The sequence below is a fragment of the Bacteroidales bacterium genome (genome assembly GCA_014860585.1).
In the GTDB taxonomy this organism is placed as follows: Bacteria; Bacteroidota; Bacteroidia; order Bacteroidales; family 4484-276; genus RZYY01.
Window position 1 is genome coordinate 21433 of sequence record JACZJL010000115.1, and the last position, 15871, is coordinate 37303.

General features: G+C 41.7%; 16 protein-coding genes. 6 read left to right on the top strand and 10 right to left on the bottom strand.

Annotated features, from left to right (window positions below; all coding sequences use genetic code 11):
* Positions 1-27: 27 nt before the first annotated feature.
* Positions 28-591: a cob(I)yrinic acid a,c-diamide adenosyltransferase gene (locus IH598_12535; GenBank protein ID MBE0639338.1), complete on the top strand. Its 564-nt coding sequence runs from the start codon at positions 28-30 to the stop codon at positions 589-591.
* 76 nt (positions 592-667) lie between these two features.
* Positions 668-889, top strand: coding sequence for a DUF2795 domain-containing protein (locus IH598_12540; GenBank protein MBE0639339.1), 222 nt, complete (start codon positions 668-670; stop codon positions 887-889).
* Here the strand turns inward: IH598_12540 and rsmD are convergent.
* The 6 genes from rsmD to rimP are packed head-to-tail and all read right to left on the bottom strand — an operon-like array spanning position 886 to position 7866.
* A complete protein-coding gene (rsmD, locus tag IH598_12545; GenBank protein MBE0639340.1) occupies positions 886-1428 on the bottom strand; it encodes a 16S rRNA (guanine(966)-N(2))-methyltransferase RsmD in 543 nt (180 codons plus the stop codon). The genes IH598_12540 and rsmD overlap by 4 nt on opposite strands.
* A complete protein-coding gene (locus IH598_12550; protein ID MBE0639341.1) occupies positions 1416-2288 on the bottom strand; it encodes a DUF3822 family protein in 873 nt (290 codons plus the stop codon). Before IH598_12550 ends, rsmD begins: the two co-directional genes overlap by 13 nt.
* Positions 2289-2303: 15 nt before the next feature.
* The gene (locus tag IH598_12555; GenBank protein MBE0639342.1) at positions 2304-2879 is read right to left on the bottom strand and encodes a hypothetical protein; all 576 of its coding nucleotides are present in this window, start codon (positions 2877-2879) and stop codon (positions 2304-2306) included.
* A gap of 53 nt (positions 2880-2932) precedes the next feature.
* Positions 2933-6094: a translation initiation factor IF-2 gene (gene infB / locus IH598_12560; GenBank protein ID MBE0639343.1), complete on the bottom strand. Its 3162-nt coding sequence runs from the start codon at positions 6092-6094 to the stop codon at positions 2933-2935.
* A gap of 49 nt (positions 6095-6143) precedes the next feature.
* Positions 6144-7382 (bottom strand): transcription termination/antitermination protein NusA, encoded by a 1239-nt coding sequence (nusA, locus tag IH598_12565; GenBank protein ID MBE0639344.1) that lies wholly within the window; start codon positions 7380-7382, stop codon positions 6144-6146.
* Between the two features lie 31 nt (positions 7383-7413).
* The gene (rimP, locus tag IH598_12570; protein ID MBE0639345.1) at positions 7414-7866 is read right to left on the bottom strand and encodes a ribosome assembly cofactor RimP; all 453 of its coding nucleotides are present in this window, start codon (positions 7864-7866) and stop codon (positions 7414-7416) included.
* 407 nt (positions 7867-8273) lie between these two features.
* Here rimP and IH598_12575 point away from each other — a divergent pair, with 407 nt between their 5' ends.
* Positions 8274-9527 (top strand): alginate export family protein, encoded by a 1254-nt coding sequence (locus IH598_12575; GenBank protein ID MBE0639346.1) that lies wholly within the window; start codon positions 8274-8276, stop codon positions 9525-9527.
* An 83-nt stretch (positions 9528-9610) separates the two neighbouring features.
* Here IH598_12575 and IH598_12580 read toward each other — a convergent pair whose 3' ends face one another.
* The 3 genes from IH598_12580 to purD all read right to left on the bottom strand — a co-directional run bounded on the left by IH598_12580 (position 9611) and on the right by purD (position 12591).
* The gene (locus IH598_12580) at positions 9611-10207 is read right to left on the bottom strand and encodes a ribonuclease HII (protein MBE0639347.1); all 597 of its coding nucleotides are present in this window, start codon (positions 10205-10207) and stop codon (positions 9611-9613) included.
* A 2-nt stretch (positions 10208-10209) separates the two neighbouring features.
* Positions 10210-11193: a hypothetical protein gene (locus IH598_12585; protein ID MBE0639348.1), complete on the bottom strand. Its 984-nt coding sequence runs from the start codon at positions 11191-11193 to the stop codon at positions 10210-10212.
* Between the two features lie 117 nt (positions 11194-11310).
* Positions 11311-12591, bottom strand: coding sequence for a phosphoribosylamine--glycine ligase (gene purD / locus IH598_12590; GenBank protein MBE0639349.1), 1281 nt, complete (start codon positions 12589-12591; stop codon positions 11311-11313).
* Positions 12592-12661: 70 nt separating this feature from the next.
* On the opposite strand from purD, the gene IH598_12595 reads away from it, so the two are divergent.
* From IH598_12595 to IH598_12605, 3 genes are all read left to right on the top strand, one after another.
* Positions 12662-14188 carry a hypothetical protein gene (locus IH598_12595; GenBank protein ID MBE0639350.1) on the top strand — a complete coding sequence of 509 codons (1527 nt, stop codon included), beginning with the start codon at positions 12662-12664 and terminating at the stop codon, positions 14186-14188.
* 130 nt (positions 14189-14318) lie between these two features.
* A complete protein-coding gene (gene pepE, locus IH598_12600; GenBank protein MBE0639351.1) occupies positions 14319-15056 on the top strand; it encodes a dipeptidase PepE in 738 nt (245 codons plus the stop codon).
* Positions 15057-15059: 3 nt separating this feature from the next.
* Complete coding sequence (locus IH598_12605) at positions 15060-15659, top strand: class I SAM-dependent methyltransferase (GenBank protein ID MBE0639352.1); 600 nt, start codon at positions 15060-15062, stop codon at positions 15657-15659.
* Between the two features lie 2 nt (positions 15660-15661).
* On the opposite strand, the gene IH598_12610 is transcribed toward IH598_12605, so the two are convergent.
* Positions 15662-15871: DUF302 domain-containing protein (locus IH598_12610; GenBank protein MBE0639353.1), on the bottom strand; the 210-nt coding region annotated here is incomplete at its 5' end.

A 15871-nucleotide genomic window follows, 5' to 3' on the forward strand; every position in this document is an offset into this window, starting at 1 on the left:
GACTTTTAACACAAGGAACCCTTTAAAATGAGTAATGAATTTAAAATTTACACAAAAACCGGGGACAAAGGAGAAACCTCGCTGATTGGTGGAACCCGCGTACCCAAGTTTCATGAGCGCATTGAGGCCTATGGCACATTGGACGAATTAAACTCATTTATCGGGTTAATTCGCGATCAAAACATTGACCAGGATACAAGGAACGTTCTTATCGAAATCCAGGATCGTCTTTTTACTGCTGAGTCGTTACTTGCTGTTGATCCTGAACATCCGCCATTACGTAAAATGCCCGAACTGAATGAGAATGATATTGTCCTCCTCGAGAAAGAGATTGATCGGATGAATGAGGAATTACCTCCCATCTCCAACTTTGTCCTCCCCGGCGGACACACGGTGGTTTCATACTGCCACATAGCCCGCACGGTCTGCCGGCGTGCTGAAAGAATTACCATTAAGCTCAGAGAAAACTACCAGGTAAATGATTTGGTGATAAAATATTTGAACCGACTCTCAGATTACTTGTTTGTATTGTCCAGAAAAATGACCAAAGATTTCAATGCTGCTGAAATCCCATGGAGAGCAAGATTTTGAGCGATTAAATTTTTCTTGTTGACTAATGCTGTAAAAAATTACTTTTGTTCAATTTTTAAAAATAGAATATCGAACTATGTATTGGACGTTAGAATTGGCTTCAAAACTTGAAGACGCTCCCTGGCCTGCTACTAAGGATGAGCTGATTGATTTCGCAATGAGATCAGGGTCGCCTCCGGAAGTGATCGAGAACCTTAATGAAATTGAGGATGAAGGCGAGGTTTACGAGCGTATAGAAGACATTTGGCCCGATTATCCGACTAAGGACGATTTCTTCTTTCACGAGGATGAATATTAACCCTCTGACGTGAAAAATGTAAAGTTCACCTTACCGTAATGTCGGTTTTGACTAAACTGAGGATGGTCTGCAAAATCAATCCCACGAGGATGTTCGATGATGAGCAGGCCATCTTTGTTTAACCATTTTTTTTCAAAAATCAGATCCGGCAGGTGCTTAATTTCGTTCATTTCGTAAGGCGCATCTGAAAATATCAGGTCATATGGTTCAGTAGGTGACTTGCCCAACAATTTGAAAACATCCGCCCTAAAAGCCCTTATAGATGTCAAATCAAGCTGCATGGCTGTTTTCTTAATAAACTCAACACATTTGAAATTTAGGTCAATAGCCGTTACCAATGCCGCTTGGCGAGAGGCAAACTCAAAGGAAATGTTTCCGGTGCCTGCAAACAGATCCAGTACCCTGAGATTTTCAAAGTCAATCAGATTATTCAAAATGTTGAAAAGGCTCTCTTTGGCAAGGTCTGTTGTTGGCCTGACGGGTAAATTGACTGGAGGGCTGATGCGCCTTCCTTTATGGTGTCCGCCTATAATTCGCACCTGTAATGATTTAAAAGGTTAAAATAAAAATGCTCCGGAATTTCATCAAAAACATAGCTTAACCTGAAGTCCTGGGTTTGATTTCCAAAACTGACATGCCTCACATACTTGTTGGCAATGTCATAAATCTGGGATAATTTCAGAATTTCGCCCAGGAAAACCAATTTTATTGTTTCAGGGTTCAATGCCAATTGCTCGAGTATGTAAATCAGGAAATAGATGAAATCCTCTTTTGCCTGGTACCTGAACGAGTTGTAAAAGACCAGTTGATTGCCGCTGACCACCACAATATCAAACCAGGTTTTGCGCACATAAACAAAAACACCATTTCCGTCATCCCGGTTTTTATTCATGGTCAACAGGGTTTCAATCAGTACACTACCATGATGATGAATAACTGCGGAAGGGAAGTATTTTTTGAGTGAATTGCGGATAATATCGGGAATTAACCATACATTCCTGGCTTCAAGTATTGTCAGATGGTCGTCCAAAGAAACATCTCCCAATTCGATCTGATGGTTCATCCTGAGATAATCAGCATGATTTCCGGCATCAAAAAAAGGTTGTGGAACCAGGGTTGATTTATGGGTTTCCCAAAGAATTTTAATGCTTTCATAAGGCAGTCCGAGTAAATCAACAGTTGGAATCAGGTCATTGATTGCTGTATTCAGTTGGCCATTGCTGACCATATGCTGAAAGTGATAGGATTGAATCCCAATGTATTTTTTCTGAAGGGGGTCAAGCACGCAAAAAGAAAATCCATCCAGCGATAACTGGATGGATAATCCGTAATATTGTGAAGCTTCTTTTTCGAAAGCTTTATCAAAAGCGCTATTTGATAGAGTTACCCGGTAAGGCATTGGTTAAAAATGTGGCTACTCCCAGTTTCCATCGGTAGTGGGTTCTTCAAGCGAGCCGACGATAAGATCTTTCACAAATGGATTTTTAACCATCGTTTCATCAAGCCCTGAAAGGTAGTATTCCTTTTTGGCAATAGCCATAAAAACAGGAACCATTACACCGCCTCTGTTGATCTGACGGGCATCCAGTTCGAACTTTTTTCCACCGGAAAAAGGGATATATGCAAATTCATCAACCTTGAAGTTTGGTCTTTTGCCAAAAAGCGAATCACGAACGGACTTAAAACCAATGGTATCGTTAATGGTTTTTACTAAAAGTGTATCAGTTGGGTCATAAACGATGCTAACAACCGGGATTTGACCTTCCTTTAAAAACTGTACCATCAGATCAATGTCAGGAACAAAGGTGTCATTGAGTGCTTTGTAAGCTTGTTGTACAGCACGAATGTCTTTGAGGTTTTGAACCACAATTGCAGTGCGGTGGTCTTTTTCTTTGTTAAATCTTACAGGGGTCTGAATTGTTTCCCATACATGGTAAGCCAAAAAGGCAATCACAACTAATAGAACTACTTGAATGATTCTTGTCTTCATAAATACCTGTTTTTTGATAGCTGCAAATGTATTAATTTTTTGTTGGTTAGATGCTATTTTTCTAATTTTCTGGCAACCTTGATCTGTTCAAAACCCTCTATGATGTCTCCAACTTTGATATCGTTGAAGTTCTCAACACTTGCTCCACATTCGTAGCCACTGCTGACTTCTTTCACATCATCTTTGAATCGTTTGAGAGAGGAGAGTTTTCCTGTGTAAATCACTATACCGTCGCGGATAAGGCGTATTTGGGTATTCCTGGTGATTGTACCGTCAAGTACCATGCAACCTGCAATGGAGCCAACTTTGGCAATCTTGAACACTTCGCGAATTTCAACGTTGCTGGTGATTTTTTCTTCGATATCCGGTGAAAGCATACCTTCGATGGCAGCTTTGATTTCTTCGATTGCGGTGTAAATGATTGAATAGAGCCTGATGTCAATTTGCTCACGCTCTGCAAGTCGCCTTGCACTTACCGATGGCCGCACCTGGAAGGCAATAATTATGGCATTTGATGCAGAAGCGAGCATGACATCGGTTTCGGTTACAGGTCCTACTGACTTATGAATTACATTCACCTGAACTTCCTGGTTACCGAGTTTAAGCAGTGAGTCGCTTAATGCTTCAACTGAACCATCAACATCTCCTTTCACAATAATATTCAACTCTTTAAAATCTCCGATGGCAATTCTGCGCCCAATTTCATCGAGGGTGATGTGTTTTTGGGTCCGCAAACCTTGCTCTCTTTGGAGTTGCATTCGTTTGGTGGCGATGCTTTTGGCTTCCCGCTCATCACTCAGTACCCTGAAAATATCACCCGCCTGAGGTGCTCCGTTTATCCCAAGCATCAGCAGCGGCGCTGAAGGATTGGCCTGTGTGATCTTCTGGTTGCGTTCGTTGTACATTGCCCGCACTTTACCGGAATGTGATCCGGCAAGCACGATGTCACCAATTTTGAGTGTACCGTTTTGCACAAGCAATTTGGCAACATATCCCCTGCCTTTGTCGAGCGATGATTCGATAACCGTTCCGTAAGCGCGTCGGTTAGGGTTGGCTTTCAAGTCCAACATCTCGGCTTCGAGTAATACTTTTTCAAGCAGTGAATCAATATTTAGCCCGGTAGTGGCTGAGATTTCCTGGCTTTGGTATTTACCCCCCCAATCTTCGACGAGGATATTCATCTGCGAAAGTTGCTCTTTGATTTTTTCAGGTTTGGCCGTGGGTTTATCAATTTTGTTAATGGCGAAAACAATGGGGACACCTGCTGCAAGGGCGTGATTGATGGCTTCTTTGGTCTGAGGCATCACATTATCGTCAGCAGCAATTACAATGATGGCAATATCGGTAACTTTTGCACCTCTTGCACGCATGGCAGTAAATGCCTCATGGCCTGGTGTGTCGAGGAATGTGATTCTTTTTCCACCTTCTAAAATTACTTCATAGGCGCCAATATGCTGTGTTATTCCACCGGCTTCACCCGCGATGACATTTGTCCGTCGGATATAGTCAAGTAGCTTTGTCTTACCATGGTCAACGTGTCCCATCACGGTGACGATGGGCGCTCTTGGAGTAAGGTCTTCAGGTTTGTCTTCCTCGCGGTCACTTTCATCAATTGCACTTTCAACGCTGGCAAATTCAACCTGAAAGCCAAATTCTTCAGCAACGATAGATATCGTTTCAGCATCAAGACGTTGATTGATGGAGACAACGAGGCCAAGTTGCATACACAGGGAGATAATTTCGGTTACCGGAACATCCATCATGGTGGCCATCTCATTGGCAGTAACAAACTCAGCAACTTTGATGGTTTTAAGCCCGTCTTCCAGTTCCTGCAACTCACGCTCTTTCTGCTTGTGCACCAAATCCCGTTTTTGCCGGCGATGCTTCGAAGTCTTTGACTTTCCAGCACCGGTTAGCCTGGCCATGGTCTCTTTAATTTGCTTTTGAATATCTTCCTGAGTAAGTTCTGGCCGGTCATCTTTCTTGAAACGCTTGTGGCGTTGCAGTTTTAATTTAGCCTTTACTTTTTCATCGGTTGGTTTTGGTGCTGCGGCAACACCATCGGAAGGCTTAGTATCCTCGTTTTTAATCCGTTTCCTTTTTTTCTTTTTAGGCTTAACTTTACTGTCGGAGGAAGATGCTACAGGTTTTTGTTTATCCCCTCTTCCATCATCTGGAAGCTCAATTTTACCTAATATATTTAAACCTTGTAAACGATCAACCTTAGGCTTGTAAACATCTTCATCCTTATGCCTGTCTTCTGCTTTGATAAGCCTGGGTTTTTCCTTTTCCCTGGTATCCGCTTTTTCGATTTTTGCAGGCTCTTTCCCGGTCTTTTCATGGAGGGATTTCTTTTCCTGCTCCGAAGGTTTTTGGGGCTCTGGCTTGCGTTTCATCTCGCGCTCTTTACGCTTTTCTTCGGCAGATTTTTTTGGGGGTTTGGTCCGCTCGTTGATTGAATCGAGATCAATTTTACCAACGATTTTCAGTTGACCTGCTTCTTTCTCTTTTTTGGGCGATGGTGGAGTTTCTGTTTCTTCCGTGCCAATATCTTTAAGTGGTGGAGATTCGATTTCTACTTCAGCAGATTTATCAATAGAGATGTCATCGGAGATTTGCACTGAGGGAATCTCCACCGAAACGTCCTGTGAAGGCGATTCTTCCGCAGGTTCCTTTATCTCTGTCTCGGGGTGCTTTTTGTGGGTGTCTCTAACCGATTCTTTTTCTATCACCTCCTCAGCAATTGGTTCTCCCTTGATTTTAACAATTCTTTCAGGAAGAACATCAGTTTCAATTTGGCTTTCGGTAACCAGTTCTTCGATAACTTCGTCAAAATCCTTGGTTTCCTTGCGCTTAACTGAGGGAGGTTCAATTGATTTTTTAAAATCTTCATCAATTTCCACAGCGACACCCCTTATGATGATATCATCTTCTTCATCTTCATAATCAGGCTCTGACATTACTTTTTTCCTGTCGTCAATCGATAGAATTTCACGTTTGATAGAAGTAAGGCCTTTTTTGCGTGATTCTTCTTTCACACTCTTTTCGCCCATGTATTCGCGGGTAAGGAGATCGTACATTTCCCCGGTGAGTTTGGTATTGGGGTTATGGTCGATTTCGTATCCTTTTTTATGCAAAAATTCTACGATAGTATTCTGACCAACGTTAAACTCACGGGCAGCCTTGTTCAGCCTTATTGTGCCGCTTTCTTTCATGTTATTCCTATTCCTGTGGAAATTAAATATTGCGCTAAAAATACTTTTTTTATTCAAATTCAGCTTTTAAAATCTTTATAACATCAATGATAGTCTCCTCTTCCAGATCTGTTCTTTTAACGAGTTCTTCAAGACCAATTGTAAGCACGCTCTTTGCGGTATCGCAACCTATGGTCTTTAATTCGTCAATGATCCATTGTTCGATCTCGTCTGTGAATTCATCCAGATCCACATCATCTTCAAGTTCACCTCCTGTGTCGCGGTAAACATCAATTTCATATCCTGTGAGCTTTCCGGCCAATTTGATGTTGAAGCCGCCTTTCCCGATTGCAAGCGATACCTGGTCGGGTTTCATGTAAACCTCTGCCCTTTTATTTTTCTCATCAAGGGTTATTGATGTAATTTTTGCCGGACTCAACGCGCGTTGAATGTAGAGAGAAGTGTTTGGTGAATAGTTGATTACGTCAATGTTTTCGTTCTTCAACTCACGCACAATTCCATGAATCCTCGATCCCTTCATTCCGACGCAGGCGCCTACAGGGTCAATACGGTCATCATATGATTCTACGGAAATCTTGGCTCGTTCTCCGGGAACACGTACAATATTTTTGATGGTAATCAATCCGTCAAAAACTTCTGGGACTTCCTGTTCAAACAACCGTTCCAGAAAGATAGGTGCTACCCGTGAAAGAATGATTTGGGGTAAATTATTTCGCATATCTACTTTTAGTACGACTGCCCTGATAGTATCTCCCTTACGGTAATGGTCTGAAGGGATTTGTTCCGATTTTGGCAAAATCAGTTCGATGCTTTCATCATCAAGCACAAGGGTCTCTTTTTTCCATACCTGGTAAACCTCGCCGGTGATAATGTCGCCTATGCGGTCTTTATATTTTTTGTAGACGCTGTCCTTTTCATATTCCTGTACTTTTGCCACCAGGTTTTGCCGGATGGCGAGGATTTCGCGACGCCCGAAATCAGCCATTCTGATCTCTTCAGAAACCTCTTCACCCACTTCAAAGTCGGGTTCTATTTTAATGGCTTCAGAGTAGGCGATCTGTAAATTCTCATCCTCAATTTCATCATCTTCCACAATCTCGCGAAGGCGATAAATTTCAAGGTCTCCTTTGTCGATGTTTACAATAATATCAATATTTTCGGCTGTGCCGTATTTCTTTTCGAGCATCGAACGAAACACATCTTCGATGATGCGCATCATTGTTTCACGGTCAATATTTTTGAAATCCTTAAATTCCGAAAAGGTTTCGACCAAATTAATGTTATCCATTTTCCAGCTTTGTTATTAATCTATTTTTCAACTATTTGAACGACAGGACAATTTTGGCCTGTTCAATCTCTGCAAAAGCGATTAGAACCGTTTCAGCAGGGGTGTCTTTTTTCTTTTTATCGGGAATAAGTTCTAAAGTTATGCCCGTTTCATCTGCCTTCAGTAGTTTTCCTTTGATTTTTTGCTCATCAGTTTTTGTGATGACCAGCTGCCTGCCGATGTTTTTTGTGTATTGACGTTTTAAAATCAAAGGCCTGTCTGCACCGTAGGAAGTCACTCTCAGTTCAAAATCTTCCTGATCCCGATCGAGCGCTGCTTCAACAGCTTTGCTTAAATGACTGCAGTCGTCAATAACTACGGAGGTGTCACTGTCAATCACAATGGTGATCACATTTCCTGTTTTAACAACCACATCTACGATGTACTTGTCGGTACCCTGCATATGCCTTTCTGCTATTCCGGTAACTTGTCCTTTAGTAATCATTCCGTTTTAGTAATAAAATAGGGGACGCCAGTCCCCTCAATTCCTTTCTGGTGCGCTGCATGTCGCAATGCATCTTAATTTCCGGCTGCAAAAGTACTATTTTTTAGTTAAATATAAACTCAATCCAAATTTTAAATGTGGTCATTTGACAATTTAGCCATGGTTAACTGCTGTTTCAATGTCTAATGAAATGGAGTTTTATAAAGAAAATCAACCGTGCTGCGTAAAAATACCCATATTGAAAATAGATGTAAATACTCTCAAAAATGGGGTATTTACAAGGATTCTGCGGTTTTACAGATTTCAATAATTTTGCAGAACATTTGATAAAATGGGTGTTTGATTTTCGTAAAGTGTCATTTTCAAAGATAGCACTCATTTACATGCCAAAGATAAAGGATACAAAAATGAAGAATCGGATCGTTGTTTTGGTCATCATGGCCGTTATTATGGGGTTTGGAGCAAAAGCCCAATTAACCATCACCGCTGAATTCAGGCCCAGAGCTGAGATTTTCAGCGGTTATGGCCGGTTAAATGCAGATTCACTGGTGGCATCTTACCTGATCAGTCAGCGAACAAGACTGGGAGTTTATTACCAGAAAGACTGGATAAAAACGGGTCTCAGTCTACAGGACGTTCGGATATGGGGGGATGATGATTTATACACTTCAACAGGAATGTTTGGCAGCGAAGCAACTGTTGATCTGAATGAAGCCTGGGTTCAATTGTCTTTTCTGGATCATTCTTCTGTGAAAATAGGGCGCCAGCTATTTAATTATGATGATTACAGGTTACTTTCGACAAGGAACTGGAACCAGAGGGGAATCAGCTATGACGCGCTGCTGTATCAATTCAGGAAAAACAAATGGGATGTTGACCTTGCTGTGTCTTACCACTCGGAAGTCAATAATATCTATTTCAATTATTTTCCGTCGGGCAAAATGAAAACCCTGAATTTCCTCAGGGTTCAGCGTGAATTTAATCCTTATTTGACAGGTTCTGCAAGTGTGATAGGCTCGGGTTTTACTAAAAACAATGAAAGCGAAACAATTTATATGAAAGTGTCGTACGGTACCTGGCTGCAGTACAGGAAAGAAGACCTGACCACCTGGGCAACTTTCTACTACCAAAATGGAAAAAGCAAGGATGGGAGGAATGCCAATGCCTGGAATTTTAATATTAAAGCAGATTATACAATGGGTAGTTTTGCCCTTGGAGCGGGTGCTACCATCATTTCAGGTGAAAAGCCTGATGATGATAAAGATAACCAGTTTGATCTGCTTTATGGCGTCAGACATGCTGTGTATGGTTATATGGATTATTTTAATAACTTGCCAAAAGCCACGGCAAATGGTGGATTGAATAATATTTTTCTTACAACAAGATACGCTCTTAGCCCTAAAGCAACTCTTAGCCTTGATTACCATTATTTCGCGCTTAATCAACAGGTAGAGGATCTTGATATGTACCTTGGGTCAGAATTTGACCTGGGTTTTGCAATCCGGTTCAGCCCTGAAGTCAACTTGACGGGAGGTTACTCGGTAATGTTACCAGGTTCTACAATGGAAATAATCCAGGGATATGGCGCAGGCAACAGCACTTTTTCATCGTGGACTTATCTGATGTTGACAGTGAAACCTACTTTGTTTAAGGAATTGTGATAAATTGTCAATTTTGCTTGAATATCAAAGTATCAGATTTTAACATGAATTATTTTCCATAATTTTCATCGCTGGTATACCAATTAAAACTCAATTTTCAATTGCCCGTTCATCTTAAACGAAAGCCTGTGAAATGGAGTGACGCCAAATGTTGAAATCGCCTTTCGGTGTTCCGTTGTCGGGTAGCCTTTATTTTGTTTCCAAAGATAGTGTGGAAATTCACGGTCAATTTCTCTCATAAACTCATCCCGGTGGGTCTTGGCTAAAATGGAAGCAGCTGCAATCGACATAAACTTTCCGTCTCCACCCACGATGCATTGATGGGGAATTTGGTGGTACGCATTAAAGCGATTGCCATCAATGAGGATTAACCCTGGCTTAATTTTAAGTTGATCCAGCGCTCTGTGCATGGCCAGGAAGGATGCGTTCAGGATGTTGATCCGGTCAATTTCTTCATTATTCACAGCATCTACAGCCCAGGCGAGGGCTTCTTTTTCGATGATCAGCCGGAGGGCGTCACGATGTTTTTCTGAAAGTTTTTTGGAATCGGTCAGCAATTCATTTTTAAAATCCGGGGGTAGAATAACTGCAGCGGCAAACACAGGCCCTGCCAGACAACCCCGCCCAGCCTCATCACAGCCGGCTTCAATTAAACGTTCAGTGAACGACATTCTCAGCATATTTACATCAAGTTTATGAATTTTCCTGCGAAGATGGCGATTAAAATGAGTGCAATGATGATTTCAGGCAGAACAAGTTTTTTTGTATGTGAAAGGTAGGCTGTTAAAAAGGAAGAAAGAGGAATTAGTGCCAGCATCAGGTGAAACTTCAGATCACTGCCGGCAAATATTGCAGTTACTAATGCAAACAAGAAAAAGAAAACCAGCACCCTGAATTTCCTTCTAATTTCGATGGCATTCGAAGTGATTCTTCTTAAAACTTCGCTAAAGCCGGTAATAAATAGCATAGCAAACAACGACCAGATAATAATAACATAAATATCCATTTTGAACAGAAGCGGCTTGATGTCGGTAAAATGCAATGAAAACCTGCTGAATGCCATTGTGAACTGGTCAGTCCAAAAAAAGTAAACACCGGCGAATAGCATTGGTATGGTCGCCCCAATTGTGGAAATCAGAAAGTTGCGAAAGGTTAGATTTTGATAAATCAGGAAGGAAAACCAGATAAACACCACGAACCATATCACCGGGAAATAGAGAAGTGATGCCAGTCCCACCATCATTCCGGCATCGAAAGCCCGGCTTTTAGGGGATTGATCTCCATAAAAATTAAAAATGATATTGAGCATGATAATCATGATCAGGTTTACAATCATCATTGCATTGGGTTGAAGCAACACTACTCCGCTACTCATCATTAAGATATAGAGCGCCGCTGGAAGCAACTGATTGAGTGGTGTCAGGCGGTTATTTTCAAGTACCTGGTTTAAAAAGTAGGCTTGTATCAGCAGCAGAAGGGCCATCAAGATCGCTGAGAATAATGGGAACCCTGTTGCAAGTTCATTAAGAACTTCCAACCTGAAACCCGGCGGACTTTCAGAAAACATACCGTGGTCAAGAATTCCATCAATTCTCAATAACACGGCAAAAACCAACAAGGCAACGTATTGCCCAAAGTACCTTGTCCTGAATAGATTGATAATCATTTACATTACTTTTCTTATTTAAAGCATACTATTTAAATGCATCTACAAACTGACTGACAACATTTTATTCGTACTGCTATAAAAATTTTACTACTTGCTTCTCCCTTTTTTTGCTTGCTAATACTTCAATAGATCCAATCCCAAATCCCTTCTGTAATATTTTCCGTCGAAATCAACGCGCGCTGCATTTTTATAGGATTTTTCCAGTGCTTCATTTATTCCAAAAGCCAGGGAAGTTACCGCGATCACCCGTCCTCCGTTTGTGACAATTTTGTCTTCCTGAACCCTGGTGCCGGCATGAAAAAGAATGCTTCCCTCAACCTCTTCCAGTCCTTTGATTACCTTGCCTTTTTCATAGTTGCCGGGATATCCGCCCGAAACAAGGAACACGGTGGCTGCCGTCTGAGGATCAATTTCAAGTTTCTGCTGATCCAGATTCTGATCTTTTATTGATGCAAATAATGCTAATAGATCGGTTTTGATACGCGGTATCACCGCTTCCGACTCAGGATCACCCATCCGGCAGTTGTATTCGATTACTTTTGGATTACCATCTACGTTTATTAGCCCGAAGAAGATAAATCCTTTGTAGTCAATATTTTCATCGATCAATCCTTTCATCGTTGGCCTGATGATTTGTTCTTCTACTTTTGTCATAAACAATTTGTTGGCAAATGGAACCGGCGAAACAGCTCCCATCCCGCCGGTATTCAGACCGGAATCACCCTCCCCAATGCGCTTGTAATCCTTGGCTTCGGGGAGAAGTATGTAATTTTTCCCATCGGTCAGTATAAATACCGAAAGTTCGATGCCTGAGAGAAACTCTTCAATGACAACTTTTCTTGAAGCTTCTCCAAATTCTTTGTCTTTGAGCATCGAAATCAGTGTTTGTTTAGCTTCTTCAAGATGCCGGGAGATGATCACCCCTTTTCCGGCGGCGAGCCCATCCGCTTTTAGCACATAAGGAGGGTTTAATGCTTCAAGAAAACGAAGCCCATTGTTGAGATTTTCGATGGTAAAAGTTTTATAAGCGGCTGTTGGGATATTGTGGCGCTGCATGAATGATTTTGCGAAATCCTTGCTGCCTTCAAGTGTGGCTCCTTCTTTTGAAGGACCAATCACAGCGATGTGCCTGAGGTTTTCATGATCCCTGAAATAGTCGTAAATTCCTTTTACCAGCGGCGCTTCAGGGCCAACTACAATCATTGACACCCCATGGTCGAGGACAAATTTTTCAACGGCTGGAAAATTTTCCGGATCAAGGTTAACATTATCACCGTGCAGAAAAGTGCCGGCATTTCCGGGAGCAATAAAAAGTTTATTCAGTAAGGGGCTTTGTGAAATCTTCCAGGCAAGTGCATGTTCACGTCCACCTGAACCAAGCAGAAGTACATTCATATTTTTTTTTGCTGCAAATTAACAAAATAATCCCGAAGGTGTATTTTTGCCGACCTTAATCAGATATACATTGAAAAATCTATTTTTCATCATCCTACTTTTTACCTGCACGCCTTATTACCTGTTTTCCGATACCATTCCGCTTCATCATTACAGCGGAACTTCGTTTTATATTTTCAGATTTGGACGGGGAGAGCCCCCTGACATGAGCAACTACTTTGTTCGCGAATTGGCCAATATCAATTATGTTAATCCTTACCGAACCAGCTACAGCATTGAGTATGGGCTCGAAGTAGAGATCAATGCATTGGATGGCAACAGGCTGGAAGTAAAAAGCAGTTTTCTGACCAAAAAACTATTTGGCGATGTCGCCTACAAAGAATTCGATTTATCGGAAGTCCTTGAACCGACTATTTACGGATTCTCTTTAACTGTATCATTAGGAAATAAAAATATAGTGCTTTTTGAACCGGGGAATTTGACCACAGAGGAGATGGTTGTAAATATTGTACAACTTGAAAAGGATTTTGAACTTGAAAAGGCAGAATACATCATTGCGAATATCCACTCCACTTACGATGATGGAGCTATTGGCAGGTTTGACCGTCGGATGTCAGAAATACATGAATACCTGGCTACCCTCGAACTGGTTGGTTACTCATTAGACAAAGCCCACAAGATTGATCCGGAAAGGGAAAATAACTTTTTTTCCACCTATATCAGGATTTATGAGCTCGAAAGTGTTCAATCCTACTTGCAGGGTTACAGGCTAAAACCGGAGTTGAAAGTCCCTACTCAATACAGTTCGGCTTTTCAAGCTGATCTGGTTGAATTGAATTCGCACCTGCGACAACTTAGGACTACGCTAAGCAATACACTTGATTTGCAGGGCTATCTTTTCGATGATGAAACCTATGCTGAAGCCGCAAAGACCGTTTTATCAGTGCAGGCTGATTACATCGGGGCGGTAACAACTATCAATCATTTTTATGAACCTGTTTTTTTGCAAATGGCCGGTTTTATCCATTCGACCGATGATTGGCTTAAATTGATTTCGGATGCGTCCCAAACCTTTGCTGCTTTAGATGCAGAAACCTTGCGTAAGCGGTTTTCACAACAACTTTGGAGTTCTTATTTAGCAGTAGCTGAGGATTATTTTAATGCTGACAAATTTAATGAAGCGTTGGTTATGCTTACCTCTGCTGGGGTGATTTGTAATTCAAATCCTGAGATTGATTGCGGGCTGCAGGTTTTTCATAACATCTCCAAAGCTAAATTTGGAATCTATGACTCCTATCTTCACATCGCCGAATCTGCCATGTCGGTCAATAATTTGAACCTTGCAAGGCATTATCTCAATTTAGCCCGCGACTTTCAGTCCAACAATTCCAGTTTGATTATCATACCAGCAGCAGTATTAAACTTGATGGAAGATCTTGCCTGGCTCTATTTTGAAGAAGGACGCAAGGCGGTGCGGGAAGAAAAATGGGATGCTGCCCTCGATCATCTTACAGCAGCAAGGGAAATCTATACATTGCTAAAGTTTACAACATTTGACGAAGCAATTGAGAAAGAGCTGTCTAAAATTGGTAAATGACAGGGAATAAACCAATTTTTAATTTTTAAGGGAAAACACAAATCGACATTATGACTTGTTTTTCTCGCCAAAATCAAAAATATTGACCATATTTGCAGGCCAAATGATTTTTTAACTAAACGATAATACAATGAAAAGAAGACTGCTTTTAATCAGCAATTCGACAAATTACGGAGAAGCCTACCTTGGATGGCCAAGGCAATACATTAAAGATTTTATGGCGCCAACCGGAGTGAAGGACGTTCTGTTTGTTCCTTATGCTGGTGTCGGACTTTCGCAGGAAAACCTTCAAAAATCGTTCGATGTGTATGAACAAAGGGTGCAATCTGTTTTTACCGAACTGGGGTTAAATGTCCGGTCGGTACACCATGCTGCCAACCCTGTGGATGCTGTAAAAAATGCTGAAGCCATTGCTGTTGGGGGTGGTAATACTTTTTATTTGGTATATATGATGCATAAACTTGGGTTGATGGATGCTATCCGCCAACGGGTAACTGAAGGTGCACATTTTATGGGATGGAGTGCAGGCAGCAATGTTGCATGTCCCACACTCAGGACAACCAACGATATGCCCATTTTCGAGCCGGCAAGTTTCGATTGCCTGAGCCTGGTTCCCTTCCAGATCAATCCGCATTATCTGGATGCAAACCCTGAAGGGCATGGTGGCGAAACGCGTCAGCAGCGCATTGAAGAGTTCCTTGTGATCAATCGGGATGTCAGCGTAGTGGGTCTTCGTGAGGCTACCTTACTTGAAGTTGATGGTGATCAGATTGAGCTAAAAGGATCGAGACAGATGAGGTTGTTTAATTTTGGCAAAGAACCCAAAGAATTCAATCCCGGCGATGATATCGGATTTTTATTGAAATAATCGATGACAAACCAGTGGGACTTACGCTACAGCGGAGAAGATTTTTATTACGGAAAAGTGCCGAATGTCTTCTTCGCTGATTTTTTATCTACCCTCAAAGTCAAAGGCAAACTTCTGCTGCCCGCTGAGGGTGAAGGACGTAATGCGGTGTATGCTGCAAAACTGGGTTGGAAGGCGACTGCTTTTGATAGCAGTAAAATAGCCAGGGAAAAAGCGTTGAAATTTGCTGAAGAGGAGTCAGTAAGTATTGATTACAAACAGCTTGACATTACTGATTTTTTTGCCGATGAAGCAATTTACGACCTCATTGCCCTCGTCTTTGTCCATTTACCTGAACCGTTGCGACAGTCTTTCCACCGCGAGTTGATCAAGTCCCTAAAACCCGGTGGGATGATTTTTATGGCATCATTTGCCAAAGAGCAGATCAACAACCACTCTGGTGGGCCATCTGATCTGAGGTTGCTTTATTCGCTCGACCTTTTAAAGGATGATTTTTCAGGATTAAGGCAGAAAAAACTTTGCCATGAGCAGACTATGCTTAATGAAGGCCGCCATCATGGTGTGGCCGAAGTGCTGATATATGTTGGGGAAAAACCTGCGTAAATTTATCCCTTCAGGCTGTTCAGCATCTTTGTCATCCTGTCGTGCACTTCAGTGGCCATTTTCAACAATTCCTGATTATTGGTTGCTTCCATTGAAACCAATGGGTTTATGGCAGAGACTTCTACAACTCCCTCTGAAATCTCCTGAACAATCACGTTACAGGGAAGCATGACTCCCAGTTTACTCTCACTTTGTAACGCCTGGTAGGCAAA